We start from the raw sequence: 19,187 nt of genomic DNA on the forward strand, positions 1-19,187 counted from the left end.
CTTAGCCTTCCTTTCGCTTGTAAGAGTGAGAGCTGATTGAGACTTTGCCGTTCTCCAAATCTTCCTTGAAGTAGTCCATCGCGCACATGACGAAATGGTTCATAGAGACGCCTTTGAGTGCGCAGAATGACTTGAAGATGCTCCTCTCCCCTTTTGACATTGATACGAGGAATTTTTCTTTTACCTCGCGGCGTGAAGGTGCTTTTGCTGGTTCTGTTGAGGAAATGTTTGCTGCGGTTTCTGAAGCAGATTCTCTCTGAACTGAGACCTGAGCAGCTGCCACGGGCTGAGAAGTGACTGCCTGGGCTTGATTTGTGCTTGAAGAATCAGCGTTGAGAATTTGTGACTTTGCTTCTGTTATTTGAGAGACTGCCCTTCCCTGCCCTGATTCTGCTGAGTGTGCGCCTGCAAAATTGTTTGCGATTGCAGCCTCAAGGGGATTTACTTTTTTTGTTGCGCTTGCAGTGAAATTTGTTGGTGGTTTCATTATTTTGTCATCTCCTTGATAATTGAGTCGATTGCGTCAGTTGTTTCTTTTCGGGCTGTGATAGCCTTGTCCTGAATGCAGTTCTTGAGGATTTGTGCCTTTACGAAAGAAGTGTCGGTCGGAATCGTGAGGAACTGAGTGTCGTCGAAATTCTTCATGAAATTCTCTGCGAAGAGAGACTGGAACTTCATTCGTTTGTCCTGCTGGTTGAGGATGACGAAAGAGATTTTTTCGAGAAGATCCTTGCAGCGGATTTCTTTTGTCGTGGTGATAAGGTTTTCGATGAGAGTCTGGAATCCGTCGGCTGAGAACTGGTCGAGCTTGAGGACAGGAACGATTACATCGGCACAGTTTGCGATTCCTTTCTCAAAGTCGCCGAAAGCCGGTGAGGTGTCAAAAATGAGGAAATCGAAATCTTTGAGAGCCGGAAAAACTGTGTCCTCGAAAGCATAGTAATTTCTGGTGCTGGAAGCGAAACTCTGCAAACCTCCGTTGATTGCGAATGTCGGCAGCAGGAAAAGATTTTGGAAATGTGTCTGAACCAGACAGTCTTCTACTTTGATTTTTCCGTTAAGGACATCGGAAAGCTCGTACTGAAAATCCTTTGAGAGCCATGATGAGGAATTGCCCTGAGGGTCACAGTCGGCCAGAACGGTTTTGAAGCCGCGGCGAGCCAACTCTATTGCGCAGGTTACGGAAATGCTTGTTTTTCCTGTTCCGCCCTTGCGATTTAAAAAAACGAATGATTTCATAAATTTTCCACCTTTTTGAAATTTTGAAAATTCATCAAAATTATATATTTATATTTATATATCATTTTGCATATTAAATCAACTATGAAAATATAAAATAGAATAGTATAAATAATAGTGAAAAAACTATGAAAAAAGATATAGATATATAAAAAGATATATATTTATATAAATATAGCACAAAAATTGAATTTAACGAATTCAAAATAATTAATCCAAGTAATTTCATCACCGAAGCGAAAACGGCCGTTTTTAAATAATTTCGGGCTAGGGTTTCGACATCCTGTCGTGACAAGAATTTTGCCTTGCAAAATTCTTGCAGAGCATCCTGCTTTTTCCCGCGTCCATGCGGGCATTTGTTGGATAAGGCTGGAACACCCGGAGGAAGTTGAGTCGCTCCAAGAAAAATTTCTTTATAAAAAATTAAAATTGATTTATAATGGAGGAATGAATGAAGTTTTGGATTTGATACTTTCTCATCTTCCGTGGTTCTGGGTTGGCGTGATGGTGCTCTGCCTTATTTTCGAGGCGGTCACTTTTACGCTTACCACTGGCTGGGCTGCGATTTCTGCGCTTGTCATGATTTTCTTTTCCCGCACGGGGCTGCCCCTTCGCTGGCAGCTTTTGATTTTCTTCCTTATCACGATTGTCCTCATGATTTTCACGCGGCCTTTCGCCGTCAAAAAACTCAGGCTCGGTCGTGTGGCAACCAATGTCAATTCGCTTGACGGTCAGGAAGTTCTGGTGGTAAAAAAAATCACCCGTTTTGAAAAGGGCGAGGTCAAGGCCTCAAACGGAGTCGTATGGACGGCACTGGGCGAGGGGAGTGAGATTGAGGAGATTCCGAAAGGCACGGTCTGTGTCGTGGTTCGTGTCGAAGGAAATACGCTTTTAGTCAAAGAAAAATAAATAAGGAGATTTGTAAAAATGATGATTCCAGTTTTGGTTGCGATTCTTTTCGTTGTGTTCGTGATGATTGTCGCGAATGTCCGTGTTGTTCCGCAGTCTCGTGCGTATGTCATTGAGCGGCTCGGAGCATATTGCTCGACCTGGCAGGTTGGCTTCCATGTTAAGATGCCTTTTATTGACCGCATTGCAAACGCAATGTCTCTCAAAGAGCGTGTCATGGATTTCCCTCCGCAGCCGGTTATCACGAAGGATAATGTTACGATTCAGATTGACACCGTAGTTTATTGCCAGATTACTGACCCTAAACTTTATACTTACGGCGTTGAGAATCCGAACTTTGCTTTGGAGAACCTTACTTCAACGACAATCCGAAACATCATCGGTGAGCTGGAGCTTGACGAGACTTTGACAAGCCGTGATGTAATCAATACCAAGATGAGGAGCATCCTTGACGAGGCGACTGACCCGTGGGGAATCAAGGTAACCCGCGTTGAGGTCAAGAACATCGATCCGCCGAAGGCAATTCAGGAAGCGATGGAAAAACAGATGCGTGCCGAGCGAGAAAGGCGAGAGCAGATTCTGATTGCTGAAGGTCACAAGCAGAGCGCGATTCTTGAGGCTGAGGGTAAAAAACAGGCGTTGATTCTTGAGGCAGAGGCTCAGAAAGAGGCTGCCGTACAGAAGGCAAAAGGTGAGGCTCAGGCAATCCTTGAGGTTCAGCAGGCAACGGCTCAGGGTATCAAGATGATTCGTGAGGCCGGGGCAGATGATTCTGTTATCAAGCTCAAGAGCCTTGAGACATTTGAGGCTGTCAGCAAGGGTGAGTCAACAAAAATCATCATTCCGTCTGATATTCAGAACATGGCGGGATTTCTTGCAAGCGCAAAGGAACTGATTAAATAAAAAAATGAGGGCTGCCCTGAGCATTTTGGGCAGCCCTTTTTAGTCTCTGATTAATTTCACTTCAAATCTGAAAATTTTTCTTCTTTATTTAGAGCCATGAAAGCCTCGACTACTTTTGGGTCGAACTGGCTGTTTGAGCACCGCTCGATTTCGCCTACGATGAAGTCAAGCGGAAGCTTTTTTCGGTAAGGGCGGGTTGAGCTCATGGCGTCGAATGTGTCGGCTACCGCGATTATTCGGGCTACCCAAGGAATTGAGTCGCCTGAAAGCCCTGTCGGATATCCTTTTCCGTCAAACCGTTCGTGATGGAACCTTGCTCCCTGTGCCAAATCTTCCTGAATCTGCACATCTTTTAGGATTTCGTAGCCTCTTTGTGCATGGCTTTTCATGATTGCGAATTCTTCGTCCGTGAGTTTGCCCGGTTTTTTGAGAATTTCGTCCGGAACGGCAATTTTTCCGATGTCGTGGAGCAGGGCGATGTTGTAGAATTTTTCGATGGTCTCTTTTGGCTCACCGAGCTGTTCCGCGAGCATTCTCGTGTATTTTGCGACCCGGTGTGCGTGGCCGTTGGTGTATTCGTCCTTGCCGTCAATGCAGTTCGCGAATGCCTCTATGATTGCGTTCGTGAATTCTTTTTCCTTCTGGGCTTTGAGCTGCATGGCGTGAAATTTGACATAGAGTGCCTGAATTGTAGTCAGAAGCACGATGATGGAAAGCAGCACCCAGAACCAGACTGTCTGCCAGAGGTAAGGCTTCTTTTCGATGTAAACCGGCTCCGACGGCTCGCTCTGAACTCCGTCGTTGTTCTGTGCGATTGCCCGGAATTCATATTTGCCCGGCTTGAGGTTCGTGTATGATGCGAGGCGCAGGTTTTCCCATTCCGAATAAGTGTTGTCAAAGCCCGAAAGTTTCAGGCTGAACCTGACTTTTTCTGGGGCGGTGAAACTCAGGCCTGTGTATTTGATTGAAAGTCGTTTTGCGAAAGGCGGAATTATGATTTTTTGCCCGTGATAATCATAAATCTCGTTGTCGATTGCATACTGCTGAATCTCGATGTTCGGCGGCAGCTGGTTTTTGAAAAGACTCTTCGGATCATAAGTCGCATATCCGTCAACCAGTGCAAAATAGATGCGCCCCTGCAAGTCCTTGTGTGAGAATGATGTGGAAGTGACGCCGCTTGTGGAAAGTCCTTCTGATTTTCCGTAGAGCTGGACAGTGAACTTTGATTTTTTGCCCGCGATTACATCTTCAAGCTCTGACATCGGAACGGAAAGAACGCCTTTGTTCGTCGTAATCCATGCAGTTCCGTTCCTGTCAACTATGAGCTGGAAAACGCTGTCCGTTCCAAGTCCGTTCTTTGAATTTACCGAGGCGAAAGAATCTGTTTCCTCGTTGTACTTAGAGAGGCCTGTTCCTGTTCCAATCCAGATGGTGTCGTTTATATTTGAGATTTTGAAGATTACATTGCCTGCAAGTCCGTCGTCCGTTGTATAATGGCGGACAATTTTTTCGTCTTTAAGGATGTAGACTCCGCCCCCATTCGTGCCGACCCAAACCTGATTCTTTGAGTCTTCGTAAAGCCACATGATAAAATCATTTATGAAACCGTCTGCCTTTTTTAGCGTGCGGATTTTTCCGTCTGTGTGGATTATGCTTAGTCCCATTGATGTTCCGACATAATAATCCCCGGAAGCTGTTTTGATTGATACCCGCGACTTGAAGCCCGCTATTCCGTCAGCGACAGAGTATGTCTTGATTCTTCCGTCCTCAAAAAGAGAGATTTGCGGAATGTCGTAGGAAAAAAGCGATACAAGAAGCTCCTTGTTGTATGTCATGGCCACATGCCGGATTCGCGAGCCTTTTGTGAGGCGGGTAAGGTCATTTTCGATGAATTCATCGCCTTTCTGACAGTAAACTCCGTCATCAGTGGCGAGCCATGTTACATCCCGCAGATAATCGTAGCAGATTGCGTTTACGGTGATGTTCATGTTTATCGTGTGGAATTTGCTTTTGCTGAGTTTTTGCAGGCCGCCCCTGTTGAGCGCAATCCAGATGTTGCCTTCGCGGTCTTCGATTATGTCCGTTATTCCGTCGTCATTCAGTCCGTTCCTTTTGTCGAAATAAGAGAATTTGCCGTTGTGAAGGACTGTGATTCCTGCTTCCGTTGCAAACCAGTAGTTGTTCTGGGAATCCTGAATGACTTTTGCGAGCTGGGTATTGTTTTTATGGTCATGCGACACATCGAAAATCGTTTCTACTCCGTCTTTGAGCCGGATTGCATAATTTTTGCCGGTGCAGAACCAGAGTGCTTCGTGCTTGTCTTCGCAGACCATCGTGATTATCGTGTTCTTGATGCTTTTTAGGCCGTCAAATCGTTCGATTTTTGTCTGCTCAGGATTGATTACGAAAAGATTGTTCTCGCGGCCAGTTATCGCCCAGACTCTGCCCGTGCTGTCGCAGCTTAGCTCTCCGACTATGAGATTTTCATGCTTTGCTTCGGCGAGGAAGGAAGGGCTGATTGCCTGCATTTCCGGGGTGATGCAGCAGAGGCCGATTGCGGTGCCGACCCAGATGTTACCTTTTTTGTCCTCGCACAGGGCGTTTACCTTGTTGTTCACGAGGCCGTTTTCTTTGGTGAATTTTATGATTTCACCGTTTGTCTTGAAGCATGAAACTCCTTCGTCATTGTGCCCGATCCAGATATTTTCTTTGGAGTCGATTAAAAGGGCGTGAGCTGATGCGAAGTCGTATTTTTCGTTGTATGAACGGCTGAAAATTGTGAACTCAACGCCGTCGTAGCGTGCAAGACCGTCGTAAGTGGCGGCATAAAGGTAGCCTTTTTTGTCCTGCACGACGGCATTTACTGTCATTCCCGGAAGCCCTTCCTCGGTTGTCCATATTTTTGTGACATAGTTCTCGAAGAAGGTCTTGTCTGCCGGCATTTTTTCGATTTTTTGGGCGAAAAGCGAAATCGGAAAAAGAGCAGCTGCAAATAGGAGAATGTGTTTTTTCATCAAATAAATCTCCTTGAACCGTTGAAAAATCCTGAGCGGTAGTGTTGAAATTATCTTTAATGATACCACGGTTTTTGATACAGGTCAAAGATAGATTTTTGATTTTTGACAGGTTTTTGAAAGAGCGTTATTTTTTTATAAAAAACTTTCTAAATGCAAAAAAACGGTTTATAATATAGATATGAAAAAAATTTTCGGAATTTTTGCAGGATTTTTAATTTGTGCGGCTGGTTTTGCCGTTGATGTCAATAAAGGCGAGCTTGAATCGGCTCAGAGCGATGCGGTTCAGTTCGAGAATTATGGCGGACCCCATGCCGTGATTGAGAGTGCCAGTGCGATTATGGGAATCGGAACGAATCTCGGTCGTCAGGTTGCGCAGGATGTCGAGAATCCTCTGACAGTGGAGCCTTTATCAAAATATTCTATATATCATGTCGTTGGCGGAGAAGATGAAAACGGACTTGATGCCGACATTCTTCTTTTGAACGCGAATGCCGGAGTTGACCATATCAACAACTTGCGCCGCATTATCACCGGCTACCTCATGGCGGCTTACGGTTATTCCCGTGAGGATTCTGAGACGCTGGCTGTTTTTGTCACGGTTTACAATGCGGTTTATCGCGGAGACCTCTCAAAATTCAGCGGCAAGTACAAAAGTGCGGTTCTCGCTTATCTTACCGAGGAGTCTGTTGGTCTGAGCACGAACTGGGAAGAATGGGCCGGCAAAACTCAGATTGTAATTCCGCTTGGAAGCATTATAGAAGGAACTGCTACTATCGAAACTTCTGAAATCAGCGATGACAAGGTAATTGAGGCCTTGCGTGCCGAAGATGACAAGAGCGTTGAGACCCGCGAAAAACTTGCAAACATAAAGGAAAAAGAAGCAGGGGATGCGAGCGAAAAGGCAAAGACAGCGCAGAAAGAGGCCGCTCAAGAAAAGAAGGAAGGAAAAAAGGCCGAGTCTGAGAAGTCTGCAAAAGAATCAGAAAAGCAGCAGAAACTTGCCGACAAAAAGACCGAAGAGGTAAAGACCGAACGCGAGCAGATTTCAAAGGACAAGGCTGAGGTCAAAAAAGAGGAGGCCGCAAAAGCTGCGGAAACCCAGAATGTCAAATATCTTACGAGCCTTTTTGTTGTTGATGAAAAAAACAAACTTTATTCTCTTATGACCGTGAATCCGAACAACGGACAGGTCGTAAAACGCTCTTCCGTCAAGCAAATCCGCGAAAAGACGGTTTTCCCGGTTGCTGACGGACTGGTGGCTGTGTGCGGCGTGAACGACAAACATTCCGCGGTCAAGCTATGCCTTGTGGACGAAGCTACGCTTGAAATCAAAAAGGAAAGCAATGAGATTCTTTCTGAGAATTCGCCACTTGTTCAGAGCGGAGACAGGTTTTATGTGATTGTTAGCGAGGGCGGCTCAAATTACATCGCTTCTTATGACAAGAGCCTTTCTTTAAAATCAAAGAGCGATGTCGCCGTGAACGGAGCAAGTCCGCTCAATCTTTACAGCGAGGGACTCCTTGTGACTGATACGCGCGGAAATCCTGTGCTTCTTTCAGTGCCGAATCTGACTCAGGCTTGGAAGACAGGCTCTTCATCTTTTTCTGATGCGAAATAAGCTGCTATAAAGGCGAAAATTCCTGAACACCACGGATGTTTTTCTGTGGTGTTTTCTTTTTTTGTTTCTATTGACCGAAACATAAAATATTCTTACAATACAGTTACTATGAATAGCAACGGCGTATTGGGGAAATTATTACATTCATTCGAAAGGTATTACAATATTTCAACCGAGAACATAGAGTCTCCTTTTTCCGCCGAAGCCGTTTTTAAATCCCACAATGAGCAGTATTTTCTGGTAAAGGCCGCTAAGCTTGCGGACATTGACTCCAACGATTTCGTTTACTTTTTTGAGAATGATGGCGGCTCGGAAAGTTCGGTTTCAGATGTCTCTCTTTCTGCCGAAAAACTTTCTCAAATCGCGGATGCCGCCTGGAAGAGAGGGCTTTCAAGAATCAATCCTTATTATGGTCATCGCAATTCTGATGTCACACTGATTGTCCTCGCTGACAAAATCGATGAGGAATCTTTCAAAAAAATCAAGAAGTTAAATCTTTACAAATCATATAAATTCGGTCTTTATGGCTGGAGTGGTTTTCGGGCATTAGCTTATGAGACTTCGACAGGTCGTGCCGTGACGAATCGCCGTGGTGTAGACTTGAAAAAGCTCGTGGCTTCGCTATAAAAAAAGTTTCCGAATAGGGGGAAAATGTAAAAATGACAGCATTGTTAATCATTCTTGCTGCAATCGCCTTGCTTTTCTGTGGCTATGTTTTCTATGGCTCATGGTTGGCAAAGCAGTGGGGCATCGACCCTGCACGAAAAACGCCTGCTGTAGAAAAGGCAGATGGTGTTGATTATGTTACCGCAAAACCAGCTGTTTTGATGGGACATCACTTTTCTTCAATCGCGGGTGCTGGCCCGATTAACGGCCCGATTCAGGCTGCTGTTTTCGGCTGGGTTCCTGTTTTCTTGTGGTGTATAATTGGTGGTATTTTCTTCGGCGGTTTGCAGGATTTTGGTTCTCTCTTCGCTTCTGCCCGAAATGACGGAAAATCAGTCGGTGAAATCATCAAGGCTTCAATGGGCAAGACTTCAAAAAAATTGTTCATTATTTTCGCCTTGCTCGTATTGATTCTTGTTATCGCTTCATTCGTAAATGTCGTTGCAGGTACATTCCTCACAAAACCGGATGCTGCAGGAAATCTCGTAACTGGATTCGTAACAAAGGCTCAGGGACTTACAAACAACCAGACAACGGCTATCATTTCCGTTCTGTTCATTTTCCTTGCTATCGCTTACGGTATTCTTACAAATCGTTTTGGCGTCAGAACTTTGCCGGCTACAATCATCGGAATCATCGCAATCGCGGCAATCATCGTTCTTGGTCTTAATGTAGGTTTTGCTCTCGGACGAAACGCATGGATTGTTATCATCGGTCTTTATATCGCAATCGCTTCTCTTATCCCGGTCTGGATTATGCTCCAGCCGCGCGATTATCTTTCATCATATCTGCTCTATGCAATGATGCTGATTGCCCTTGTTGGTATCGTTGTTTCTGCTTTCCGTGGAAATGTAACATTCTCAATTCCTGCATTCGCCGGATGGAAAGTTGGAAGCAGCTATATGTTCCCGACATTGTTCATCACTGTTGCCTGTGGTGCCTGCTCAGGCTTTCACTCGCTCATTGCTTCTGGTACTTCTTCAAAACAGCTTGATAACGAAAAACACGCAAAGGCAATCGGTTACGGCTCAATGCTCATCGAGTCTGCTCTTGGTATCATCTCGCTCATCGCTGTCGGCGTTGTTTGGGAAGCATGGGGCAAAAAAGAGTTCGGTTCTCCTTCAGCAGCTTTCGGTGCAGGTATTGCAACTTTGTTCGGTGAGAAAGGCACTCCGGTTTACAACACAATCAGCGCGCTCCTTACTCTCGCAGTTTCAGTTTTTGCTTTGACATCACTTGACTCTGCTACACGATTGAGCCGCTTCATGTTCTCTGAGCTTTTCTTGAAAGATGATGAGGCTACATGGAAAGATGCAAAATCACCTGTCCGCAAAATCCTTGCAAATCCGTTTGTTGGAACTACATTCATGGTTGTAGTCGGCTGTATCTTGGGTGGTCTTTCACTTTCTCAGATTTGGGGATTGTTCGGTGCTGCAAACCAGCTTTTGGCAGGTATCGCATTGATGGCTGTCGCAGCTTGGCTCGGCGAAGTCGGAAAGAACAACAAGATGTTCATCATACCGACTGTGTTCATGCTTGCCGCAACTTTGACATTCCTTGTTCTCAAGATTGTGGATATCGTTGATAAAATGGCAAAGGCAACTGCTGAAACTGCCGCTGCTGCTTTCCACTGGGGCAACTGGTTCCAGCTCTTCTTCGCTGGTGCAATGGCTATTCTTGCTGTTGTTCTCGTTGTTGAGGGTGTCAGAACATTCTCTCGTCAGTGCAAGAAAGCATAAGTTGATTCGATAACTTAATTTTCATAATAGTCAACTTATTTTTATTTGAGTCCTGATGTATAATTCATGAAGTTTTCATATTTTGTAGGAGATTTTATGAAGAAGTGCATCAGGATTTTTTTGTCGGTTCTGGCTTTTTCTTTGTTCGCGTTTTCCAATCTTTTCGCTGTCGGAACAATTTCTGCTTCGGATTTGCCGGACGGCTTTGCTGGAGAAGGCTTTAAAAAGATAAGTGTTGCATCTCCTGTCACGGTGAGCAATAAAAAGGACTTGCTTTCTGCACTGAAACGCGGTGGTGTGATTTTCATCGACGGAATGATTGATATGTCTGATGGAATGCTTCCGGGGGAGGGGGGCGGTTCAAGTCCTGCCCTTGACGAATTCGTAAAAAATAACAGCAAATTTTCTTCCTATATAGAGTATCGTGATGCGTATGCCGCAGTCTGCTCAACATCAACGGAAGATTCTTTAAAAAGCTCAGCAAAAAGCAGCCTTTACGAGACGATGTATTCTTTGAACACTGCTTATAAAAGAGTTATTAGTGTTCCAGTCTCGTCTGACACAACGATTATCGGACTTGGCGGCGAGTCTGGATTCTCAGGCGGAACGATAAGCATAAGCGGTGTATCAAATGTGATTCTTCGGAACCTTCTGATTAAGGATGTTTACGATCCGTTCCCGCATCACGAGGCAAATGACGGCTACAATGCCCAGCATGATGGAATTTCTGTCGTTGACTCGAAAAATGTCTGGATTGACCACTGCACTGTCATGGACACAAAAGATTGTATTTCCGTAAAAACAGGCGGAAAAATCTCAGAAAAATGGCAGACTTATGACGGACTTTGCGACATCACCAAAAGAAGCGACAATGTTACGGTCTCGTATTGCAAATTCATGAATCATTCTAAGACGATGCTGATTGGATCCAGCGATTCTGAGAAAATCGATGCAAAAGAAAGGCATGTCACGCTTCATCACAATTATTTTTATAACTGCGCTTCTCGCTTGCCGATGGTTCGCCTGACAACGATTCATGTTTACAACAACTATTATGATGGTGACTCAAAGGGGCTTTATAAAAATTCTTATGCGCTCGGAGTCCGCTACAATTCTTTGATTCATGCCGAAAACAATTACTACGGCTCAGGAATTTCAAATTCTTATGCGGGCAACTCTAAGAAGCATGGCACGATTTATTCTTCCGGCGAGCTCGATAAGTCAAAAAACAAGAAAAAGACCGGTGAATTCAAGGTAGCAAAAGAAGCACCGTTCGCCATTCCGTACAAATATGAAGCCGTTACTGCCGAAGAGGTTCCGGAATATGTGAAGTCCAATTCCGGTGCTGGCGTTTGGAGTGTTGTAAAATAAAAGAAAATTTGCTGGGCTTTTTGAAGCAGAAATGGGTGACTAATAAGCCTGATTTTAATGTTCGTGTTGGAGATTTTACACCTTGCAAAAATCTTCTATAAATAGCATTATTATTCCATGCGAATAAAACTCGAACATTTGAAAAAGACTTATGAATCAAAGCAGAAATATGAAACAACGAAGATTTGTGCTGTAAATGATGTTTCGCTCGACATTCCTGAGAATACGATTTTTGGAATTATCGGAAAGAGCGGTGCGGGCAAATCTTCGCTTGTTCGCCTCGTGAGTATGCTCGAAAAGCCTGACGAGGGCGCGATTTATTATGGCGAAAAGAGGGTTGATAATCTTTCAAAAAGCAAGCTGATTCGGGAACGCCGAAAAATCGGCATGATTTTCCAGAATTTTAATCTTTTTTCTTCACGCTCGGCGGGCAAAAATGTTGCTTATCCGCTTGAAATTGCTGGTGCTCCAAAAGAAAAAATCCGTGCAAAGGTTAAGGAAATGCTGGAGCTTGTCGGACTTGGCGACCGTGAGGATGCTCCAATCAGCACTTTGAGCGGCGGTCAAAAGCAGCGTGTCGCCATTGCGCGGGCACTTGCCACTGAGCCGAGCATTCTTTTCTGTGACGAGGCAACCAGCGCGCTTGATCCGAACACGACAAGACAAATCCTTTCATTGATCAAAGAAATCCAGAAGAAAATGAACCTCACTGTCGTTATGATTACGCACCAGATGGAAGTTGTGCGTGATGCCTGTGAGAGCGTCGCCGTTATCGAGAACGGCCAGGTGGTTGAAAGCGGCAAAGTCAAGGAAATTTTCACGAACCCAAAGACTCAGACTACGCGGGATTTTATCAAGAATATTGCGACAAGTGCCGAAAGTTCAGGTCGAAACTCCGGCAAAGACGGCGAAATCGTAAAATGGACCGAAAAGGCTGGCAGCTATCTTTTGCATTTTGTGGGCAATGCCACGGGCGAGCCGATTTTGTGCAAAATGGCGAAGGAATTTGATGTAAGCTTCAATATTCTTGCGGCCGGAATCAGCCATTTACCTGATGAAGATGTCGGTTACATGGAATGTGATATTTCGGGCGATGATGCGGCCGTCGAAAAAGCAGTTGGCTGGCTCACGCAGAACAATGTTCGGGTACAGCGAACAAAAATTACATCCATGTAATTTTTGATTCGTGCGAGAATTTCCTTTCAGAAAATTCTCTCTTTGCTTTATCACCACATCCGTGTGGTGCATTTGTATGATTTTCTATGGAGCTATTGTATGGATCAGATTTTGGAATTGGTCGGAACTTCGACACTTGAAACGCTTTTGATGGTTTTCTTTTCTACGCTGTTTGCGATTTTGATTGGTTTCCCGCTCGGCGTTCTTTTGAACATCACGAATAAATACGGAATCATGCCAAAAGCCGGATTCAATTTGGTTTTGAGCCGAATCATCGATATTTTGCGTTCATTTCCGTTCGTAATTTTGATGATTGTGCTTTTGCCGCTCACCCGCCTTATTTTGGGAACGGCAATCGGAACTGCGGCTACGATTATCCCGCTTTCGATTGCTGCGGCTCCTTTTGTTGCCCGAATCACGGAGACTGCTTTGAATGAAGTCGATCCTGGAGTAGTGCAGGCGGCGCGAGCGATGGGGTCAACAAACTGGCAGATTATCTACAAAGTCCTCGTGCCGGAGGCAATGCCTTCTGTCGTTTCTGGAATCACGCTCACGGTCATAAACCTTGTGAGCTATTCTGCTATGGCCGGCACTTTGGGTGGCGGCGGTTTGGGTGACTTGGCAATCCGATACGGCTACCAGCGTTTCCGCACTGATGTGATGATTGCTTCGGTTGTGGTGATTATCGTGATGGTCGCGGTTATCCAGTTTGTCGGCACTAAGCTCACCAATTATATGTTAGCCAAACGGTAGCGATTGTAGCCCCGCCAGTTGCCGAAGGCAATGGAGCGAAAGCGGAAGGGCGAAAAGCGCGACCGTGCGAAGCACGGTACCGCCCTGCTTGACATAAATTTAAATAAGCTGTATAACAAAAAACATACTAACTCGCTAGGTTAATAGTGATTTAGAATCCAAAATTAGGAGCTAAAAATGAAAAAAATTATTGCTTTTGCAGGAATCGCACTTCTTGCTTCTTCTGTTTTCGCACAGAAAGTCCTCAAAGTTGGCGCAACACCAGAGCCACATGCTGAAATTCTCAACCTCGTAAAAGAGGATTTGGCTGCCAAGGGAATCGACTTGCAGGTCGTTGAGTTCACTGACTATGTAACGCCGAACGATGCTGTTGAGGCTGGTGACATCGATGCGAACTACTTCCAGCACATTCCTTACCTTGAGTCTTTCAACAAGGAAAAGGGCTATCATCTTGTAAACGCTGCTGGCGTTCATGTTGAGCCGGTTGCTTTCTATTCAAGCAAAATCAAAAAACTTGCCGATTTGAAGAAAAAGGCTACAATCGCAATCCCGAACGACCCGACAAACGAAGGCCGCGCGCTTCTTCTCTTGCAGGAAGCTGGTCTTATCACTTTGAAAGAGGGCGTTGGAATCACAGCGACACCTCTCGACATCAAAAAGAATCCGAAAAAGCTTAAGTTCAAGGAAATCGAGGCTGCATCTCTTCCACGAGTTTTGGGCGATGTTGACGGTGCTGTAATCAACGGAAACTATGCAATTCCAGCTGGTCTTTCTGCAAAAAAAGACGGTCTTTTCGTAGAAGGTTCTTCTTCTCCTTATGTTAATGTAATCGCCGTAAAAGCTGGCAACGAGGGCAAAGAAGAAATTAAGGCTTTGATTGAGGCCGTAAAAAGCGAAAAAGTAAAAAAATACATCGCCGAACGATATCCGAACGGTGAAGTTGTAGCAGTTTATTAGGAACCAAAAATCCATCCGTGGATTTTTGGATTCCAACGAGAAAATTCTGTTCACTTTTAGCAAACAGAATTTTCTCTCTCTGTTTTTTCCCGCATCCGTGCGGGCTTTTTTATTTATCCCACCTTCTTCCCACCGCATAAAATAAAATTTTCTTCATAAAATCACAGAATATTACAAAAATAACTGACTTTATTATTTTTCCGATAAAAACTTAGAATTTAGTACAAGAATTTGATATTTTTCTGCATATTTCTAATAAATAATGAAGTCATAAGAAAAAAGGAGGTACTTATGGCTATCAGAAAAATCTTCAAAGATCTTTCAGCTGTATGCGTTATGGCGGGCTTGGGAACAGCCGCTTTTGCAGTGGACATCAAAGCAAACATCAAAATGAGCGGAGATGTCATGCGTGTCGAAAAACAAAAATCAACAGGTGACAAGGAATGGTCATGGTTAAATAACGAACCGCGAAATCAGAAGGATGACGACGGTATCATTCTTGAGGTGGACAACGGAAACGCTGGCGCACACCTTGCGATGTGGTACAAGACTGCCGAGAACAGCGGTGCTGACAACAATGAGACAGACGACTGGCAGGCTTATTTCCGCAGAACTTATGTCTGGGTTAAGCCTGTGGACATGCTTAAAGTAAGACTCGGTTATGTCGGATATGACGGTCATTTTAAAGAAAAGATTGACGAATACAAAGTAGGAAGCCCGTTCGCACTCAAAGAACGCGACTGGAGCAAACACCCGATGTATATTAACTGTAACGATGTCGAAGGCTGGGGCTTCGGTGTAGAAGTTCGCCCAATCGAGCAGCTTCTTTTGAACGCAGGAATCACTCCGGGGGCAAAAGGCGGATTTGAGAACGAGACTGGTAGCGGCTCTGGAACAAAGCAGGCTAGCACGGAAGAGAAATCAGGAATTTACAACAAAGACGAAACAAATTTCAAGCACAGCAAGATTGCTCCATGGGGAATCGGTGCACGATACTGGCTCGGCGAGCATATCGAATTGCAGGCTTCTTTCCGAGACGGTGGCGGCCGTGCAACAGCAAACAATCGCTTCGGAACATGGCGTGTTCTCCGATTCGGAGCAGGCTATACTGATGCGACAACTTTCGCTTTCGTTCAGCCGATTCTTGGCTTTGACCTCGACAAATCTGATGACAAATGGAAGATGCACGGATATTGTATCGACCTTTACGGCGAAAAACAGATTGGTTCGTTCAAATTCTACCTTCATGCACCAGTCACAATCCGCCGCACAAGCGATGACGATGACTTGAACTACATGGAGATGAACTTCAAGGCTGAGTACAACACTGGCTCACACGGAAACCTTGACGATGTTAAGCCGTACATTCAGCTCTGCTCAAGCCAGAACGAAAGCTACGGAATTGAATACCGTGCATGGTGTTTCGGAAAGCACTTCAAGAATACGCTCAACCTTACATACAAGCTCGGCGTAAGCTGCAATATTTCTGGAGCAGAACTTGACCTCGGCTTGCAGTATGAGGAACGCTCAAAATACGCACGCGAAAAGACAGATTTCGCTTACGGAATCGCAATCCCGTTCAGCGTAAAATTCAAGAATTTCTAAGTAAAGGCTGGTTGGGTAATCAAACTGCAAAAAAATGCTGCTGATGTCGGGCACAAAATGCCCGGCATCTAAAAAAGGAAAATAGAAAGAAATAGAAATAGGAGGCAAACTATGAAAAAATTGGTACGAAACTTGTTCGCTGTAATTGCTGCTACGGCACTCGTTGGCTCTCTCGCTTCTTGTGCTGACTCAGATGCAGAGGACCCATTCGCAACTACTTCAACAAATGCAAATTCTGCAGGTGGAAATGGTGGTGCAGGAAACGGCGGCGGAGATAATGGAAATCTGGGAGTGCAGGGAGCAGGGGAAATCCTTCCTGGTTATAAGGCTGCTAAAATTACTTTTGATGTAACAGAAGATTCGACAAATGACGAAGACACTGTTCTTTTGATTAAATATGACAGAAGTGCCGCAGGAGCAGATGAACTTATCAAAGTAACAAATACTGACCTAACGGTTAAATTGAATGGTACAGTAATAAAGACATTTGACAAAATTAACTTTGCTCTTGATGAATATGGTGCAAGTTTTGACGATTCTGACAAAAATCCGATTAAAAATAGCGCAAATCAGAAAGAATACAAAGACAAACTTTCGATTGGTAAGACTGTAAAAAAAGGTGATAAAGTTGAAGTCTCTTTTACCAGATTTGTTGCTGAAGGTTCTGGTTTGGAAGCAATTGGAGCTGACCCAACTAAAATTCAGATTGCGTTGATTGATAAAAACCAGAATGCTGGCGGAAAAGCAGACAGTTATTACAATGAATTATGCAAAGATGGTGAATATACTTCGATTTTTGAGGCAGCTAAGAAAGAGGAAAACAATCAGCAGGGTGGAGGCGGCACAGGCACTCCGCAGCAGCCAACAGACGGAACCGGCACAGGCGGTCAGCAGCCAGGTGGAAATGGCGGAAATAGTGGTGCGGCAACTGTGACACCAGTTACTTATAGCACGGCTCGCAAGGCTTACACTGTCAAATTGACAAAAGACATTTCTGATGCCTCAAGCATCGGTTATGTCCTTCAGATTGACAACGATGGAACAAAAGATGCGAACGGATTGAAGATTGATATTTCAAATCTCAAGCTTTCTGTAAAAGTTGGTAATGGAGCTGCTGTAGAAAAGACTTTCGCAGACTTTAATCTTGTACCGAATCAATATGCAAATCCTGCGTATGGAAAAACAGACAATCGTAAACGACTTGGGCTTGAAGGAAATCTCTCACAGGGAACAGAAATCACAGTTCAGGTTCTTTCAGCAACTGTAAGCAACAGTACAAAAGCACCGTCAATTATCTTCGCTTTGCAGGAAGATAGCGGTAGTTATGGTATGCTTGGAACCGAATCTGGTGATACTCAGGATATTTGGCTTCCAGCATTTGCAGAAGGTGCGACTGCTCAGGCACTTACAAAAACTTCTATCATTTCAGGAATCGAAGCTGGTGATGATGTTTGGGGTAGCGGTACAAAGACAACTGCAAACGCTAATGGAACATACACTGTAGTTGCTGCCGGAGCTGGTGAAGGTGGCTGGGGTGGCAATATTGCCGCAATTCCAGTCTGCTTTACAGCAGGTGATTTGACAGGATTCACACACATCGTTCTTGAAATGGATGCTGCAAACTTCAGTTTTGGTGATAGTGCTGATTACGCTGCAATTGAATTGAAAGTTGCAAATGCTGACGATTCAAAAACTAAAGTTATAAATGCGACATCTTTGTTCTCTAATGGAATTGCAGAGATTCCGTTGGCTAGCTGTGATTTCCTTTCTGAGGCGACAAAAGTCTAGTTTTCATTGCGTGGTACAGGTTCTGTAATTCTCAAAGGAATCAGCAAGGCAAAATAACAAAATTACAAAGGCAACATCTATAACCAAACAAAAAACATGGTCTGATATTCATTGGACCATGTTAAACAAATCCAAACCGACAAAAAATCGGCTTGAGAAATAAACCTCCATCCCCAAAGGCTTGTGAAATCAAAATGAACTTCACATCCGCGGGGGATTTTTATTTGCTAAGGAAACACTGAATAAATCCGATAGAGGATTTTTCAGTGTTATCTTTGAATGTTGCTAATTGCTACTTGCTTGCGGTTGTCAGCTCGCGGGCAAGTTCTTCCTTGAGTGCAAGCACTTGCTCCAGCGGAAGAGAGCAACAGCGGGCGATTTTCTCAGGGGAATCCCCCTCTTTAAGCAAATTCTTTGCATTCTCGATTGCGGTTTGTTTAGCACCTTCTGCTCTTCCTTCCGCAGCTCTTTCATCTCCGTATTCTTCAACAATCCTGCACATAGTCGTAACTCCTTTAGTTTCTTGTTTGTGGTAGCGAACCTTTTCTGCAAGCTCGCTGTAATTCATGTCGTCGGCATTTGGTGTGCAAAAATCATGCATTAGTCGGCCTATAGCATCGTTTCCTCGATAAGCCCCATTTACATAGATTATATTGCACCCGTCTTCGAAAGGCAAATACATGCTGTTCGCTGAAGGCAGATGTACTGTCTTTCTGATTTCATAGAATGGCTGTCCGAAACCATAATAATCATTTTCAGTGATGAAGATTATGTATGTTTCCGGCAGTTTGTCAAAATCATCCCTTTTTTGCAGTATATGGTTGTCGAGCATGGCGAGGTTGTAGCGCACCCTTTTCGGCGAGGCTCCCTTGTCAGCACGCTGAATCTCGACATTGTAGACTTTGCCGCTGGTGTCCTTGGCGAGAATGTCCAGCTTTACGGAGCGGCCGTAGATGTTGCGCTTTTCTTTTTGAGTCATAACGCTGTCAACATGCAGGTCGTTGCGTCTCAGCAGAATCCTCAGCAAAAATTCAGTAAGTTTGATGTCTTCCTCAAATACCACACTCATAAAATCATCGTCCATGAGTCGCAATGCTTGAATTCTTGCAAGCATCTTGGGATCAATTGTATCGAAAGAATTTGTCATCGAGTTTTTCTCCTTGCAAGCTTCCAGCCTTGGCCTGCATATATTAATAGCAGGAGAAATTCGATTTTTGGCAGCATAAATTGAAAAAAGTCAGAAAAGTGCAAGAAAAATGTTTGTATCACGGAGAGTCGGGCACGGCTATGGAGCGGTGGCGGAGCCAGCCACTGGACTGAGCGTTAGCGAGGGAAGCGGCCGAGGGTGACTGAGCCGCGGAACAGCCGCAGCAAGTTGATTGCCCCTATAAAATTTTCGAAGCTTTTTGTGCCCGATTTTAACATTTCCGGCATAATATCGATATT

The 19,187-nt window shown here is 44.5% G+C and carries 15 protein-coding genes; 11 read left to right on the top strand and 4 right to left on the bottom strand.

Annotated elements, in window-relative coordinates:
- Position 1: 1 nt before the first annotated feature.
- Entirely contained in the window at positions 2 to 487 is a 486-nt protein-coding gene (locus IJJ71_RS10295) for a hypothetical protein (protein WP_296846815.1), read from the bottom strand.
- Positions 487 to 1,239 (bottom strand): ParA family protein, encoded by a 753-nt coding sequence (locus tag IJJ71_RS10300; RefSeq protein WP_296846816.1) that lies wholly within the window; start codon positions 1,237 to 1,239, stop codon positions 487 to 489. Before IJJ71_RS10300 ends, IJJ71_RS10295 begins: the two co-directional genes overlap by 1 nt.
- 447 nt (positions 1,240 to 1,686) lie before the next feature.
- Here IJJ71_RS10300 and IJJ71_RS10305 point away from each other — a divergent pair, with 447 nt between their 5' ends.
- The gene (locus IJJ71_RS10305; RefSeq protein ID WP_296846817.1) at positions 1,687 to 2,148 is read left to right on the top strand and encodes an NfeD family protein; all 462 of its coding nucleotides are present in this window, start codon (positions 1,687 to 1,689) and stop codon (positions 2,146 to 2,148) included.
- Positions 2,149 to 2,166: 18 nt separating this feature from the next.
- Positions 2,167 to 3,051, top strand: coding sequence for an SPFH domain-containing protein (locus IJJ71_RS10310; protein WP_486389624.1), 885 nt, complete (start codon positions 2,167 to 2,169; stop codon positions 3,049 to 3,051).
- A 56-nt stretch (positions 3,052 to 3,107) separates the two neighbouring features.
- Here the strand turns inward: IJJ71_RS10310 and IJJ71_RS10315 are convergent, their stop codons facing one another.
- Entirely contained in the window at positions 3,108 to 6,065 is a 2,958-nt protein-coding gene (locus tag IJJ71_RS10315) for an HD domain-containing phosphohydrolase (RefSeq protein ID WP_296846818.1), read from the bottom strand.
- 181 nt (positions 6,066 to 6,246) lie between these two features.
- On the opposite strand from IJJ71_RS10315, the gene IJJ71_RS10320 reads away from it, so the two are divergent.
- From IJJ71_RS10320 to IJJ71_RS10360, 9 genes are all read left to right on the top strand, one after another.
- Complete coding sequence (locus IJJ71_RS10320) at positions 6,247 to 7,686, top strand: P83/100 family protein (RefSeq protein ID WP_296846819.1); 1,440 nt, start codon at positions 6,247 to 6,249, stop codon at positions 7,684 to 7,686.
- A 108-nt stretch (positions 7,687 to 7,794) separates the two neighbouring features.
- Positions 7,795 to 8,313 (top strand): DUF8052 family protein, encoded by a 519-nt coding sequence (locus IJJ71_RS10325; protein WP_296846821.1) that lies wholly within the window; start codon positions 7,795 to 7,797, stop codon positions 8,311 to 8,313.
- Positions 8,314 to 8,345: 32 nt separating this feature from the next.
- Positions 8,346 to 10,091: a carbon starvation CstA family protein gene (locus IJJ71_RS10330; RefSeq protein WP_296846823.1), complete on the top strand. Its 1,746-nt coding sequence runs from the start codon at positions 8,346 to 8,348 to the stop codon at positions 10,089 to 10,091.
- A 96-nt stretch (positions 10,092 to 10,187) separates the two neighbouring features.
- The gene (locus IJJ71_RS10335; protein WP_296846825.1) at positions 10,188 to 11,462 is read left to right on the top strand and encodes a pectate lyase family protein; all 1,275 of its coding nucleotides are present in this window, start codon (positions 10,188 to 10,190) and stop codon (positions 11,460 to 11,462) included.
- 117 nt (positions 11,463 to 11,579) lie between these two features.
- The gene (locus IJJ71_RS10340; protein ID WP_296846826.1) at positions 11,580 to 12,638 is read left to right on the top strand and encodes a methionine ABC transporter ATP-binding protein; all 1,059 of its coding nucleotides are present in this window, start codon (positions 11,580 to 11,582) and stop codon (positions 12,636 to 12,638) included.
- A gap of 99 nt (positions 12,639 to 12,737) precedes the next feature.
- A complete protein-coding gene (locus IJJ71_RS10345) occupies positions 12,738 to 13,391 on the top strand; it encodes a methionine ABC transporter permease (protein WP_296846827.1) in 654 nt (217 codons plus the stop codon).
- 177 nt (positions 13,392 to 13,568) lie between these two features.
- Positions 13,569 to 14,348, top strand: coding sequence for a MetQ/NlpA family ABC transporter substrate-binding protein (locus IJJ71_RS10350; RefSeq protein WP_296846830.1), 780 nt, complete (start codon positions 13,569 to 13,571; stop codon positions 14,346 to 14,348).
- Positions 14,349 to 14,639: 291 nt separating this feature from the next.
- The gene (locus IJJ71_RS10355; RefSeq protein WP_296846832.1) at positions 14,640 to 15,953 is read left to right on the top strand and encodes a hypothetical protein; all 1,314 of its coding nucleotides are present in this window, start codon (positions 14,640 to 14,642) and stop codon (positions 15,951 to 15,953) included.
- 111 nt (positions 15,954 to 16,064) lie between these two features.
- Positions 16,065 to 17,741: a hypothetical protein gene (locus tag IJJ71_RS10360; RefSeq protein ID WP_296846833.1), complete on the top strand. Its 1,677-nt coding sequence runs from the start codon at positions 16,065 to 16,067 to the stop codon at positions 17,739 to 17,741.
- A 292-nt stretch (positions 17,742 to 18,033) separates the two neighbouring features.
- Here IJJ71_RS10360 and IJJ71_RS10365 read toward each other — a convergent pair whose 3' ends face one another.
- The gene (locus IJJ71_RS10365; protein WP_296846835.1) at positions 18,034 to 18,888 is read right to left on the bottom strand and encodes a PD-(D/E)XK nuclease family transposase; all 855 of its coding nucleotides are present in this window, start codon (positions 18,886 to 18,888) and stop codon (positions 18,034 to 18,036) included.
- Between the last annotated feature and the right edge of the window lie 299 nt (positions 18,889 to 19,187).

Source organism: Treponema sp. (assembly GCF_017430385.1).
Classification (GTDB): Bacteria; Spirochaetota; Spirochaetia; order Treponematales; family Treponemataceae; genus Treponema_D.

Excerpts from the sequence above, each read along its gene's own strand:
- IJJ71_RS10350 (WP_296846830.1), top strand. The coding sequence starts at position 13,569 with ATGAAAAAAATTATTGCTTTTGCAGGAATCGCACTTCTTGCTTCTTCT.
- IJJ71_RS10295 (WP_296846815.1), bottom strand. The coding sequence starts at position 487 with ATGAAACCACCAACAAATTTCACTGCAAGCGCAACAAAAAAAGTAAAT.
- IJJ71_RS10325 (WP_296846821.1), top strand. The coding sequence starts at position 7,795 with ATGAATAGCAACGGCGTATTGGGGAAATTATTACATTCATTCGAAAGG.
- IJJ71_RS10355 (WP_296846832.1), top strand. The coding sequence starts at position 14,640 with ATGGCTATCAGAAAAATCTTCAAAGATCTTTCAGCTGTATGCGTTATG.
- IJJ71_RS10345 (WP_296846827.1), top strand. The coding sequence starts at position 12,738 with ATGGATCAGATTTTGGAATTGGTCGGAACTTCGACACTTGAAACGCTT.
- IJJ71_RS10320 (WP_296846819.1), top strand. The coding sequence starts at position 6,247 with ATGAAAAAAATTTTCGGAATTTTTGCAGGATTTTTAATTTGTGCGGCT.
- IJJ71_RS10315 (WP_296846818.1), bottom strand. The coding sequence starts at position 6,065 with ATGAAAAAACACATTCTCCTATTTGCAGCTGCTCTTTTTCCGATTTCG.
- IJJ71_RS10335 (WP_296846825.1), top strand. The coding sequence starts at position 10,188 with ATGAAGAAGTGCATCAGGATTTTTTTGTCGGTTCTGGCTTTTTCTTTG.
- IJJ71_RS10360 (WP_296846833.1), top strand. The coding sequence starts at position 16,065 with ATGAAAAAATTGGTACGAAACTTGTTCGCTGTAATTGCTGCTACGGCA.
- IJJ71_RS10310 (WP_486389624.1), top strand. The coding sequence starts at position 2,167 with ATGATGATTCCAGTTTTGGTTGCGATTCTTTTCGTTGTGTTCGTGATG.
- IJJ71_RS10300 (WP_296846816.1), bottom strand. The coding sequence starts at position 1,239 with ATGAAATCATTCGTTTTTTTAAATCGCAAGGGCGGAACAGGAAAAACA.
- IJJ71_RS10340 (WP_296846826.1), top strand. The coding sequence starts at position 11,580 with ATGCGAATAAAACTCGAACATTTGAAAAAGACTTATGAATCAAAGCAG.
- IJJ71_RS10365 (WP_296846835.1), bottom strand. The coding sequence starts at position 18,888 with ATGACAAATTCTTTCGATACAATTGATCCCAAGATGCTTGCAAGAATT.
- IJJ71_RS10305 (WP_296846817.1), top strand. The coding sequence starts at position 1,687 with ATGAATGAAGTTTTGGATTTGATACTTTCTCATCTTCCGTGGTTCTGG.
- IJJ71_RS10330 (WP_296846823.1), top strand. The coding sequence starts at position 8,346 with ATGACAGCATTGTTAATCATTCTTGCTGCAATCGCCTTGCTTTTCTGT.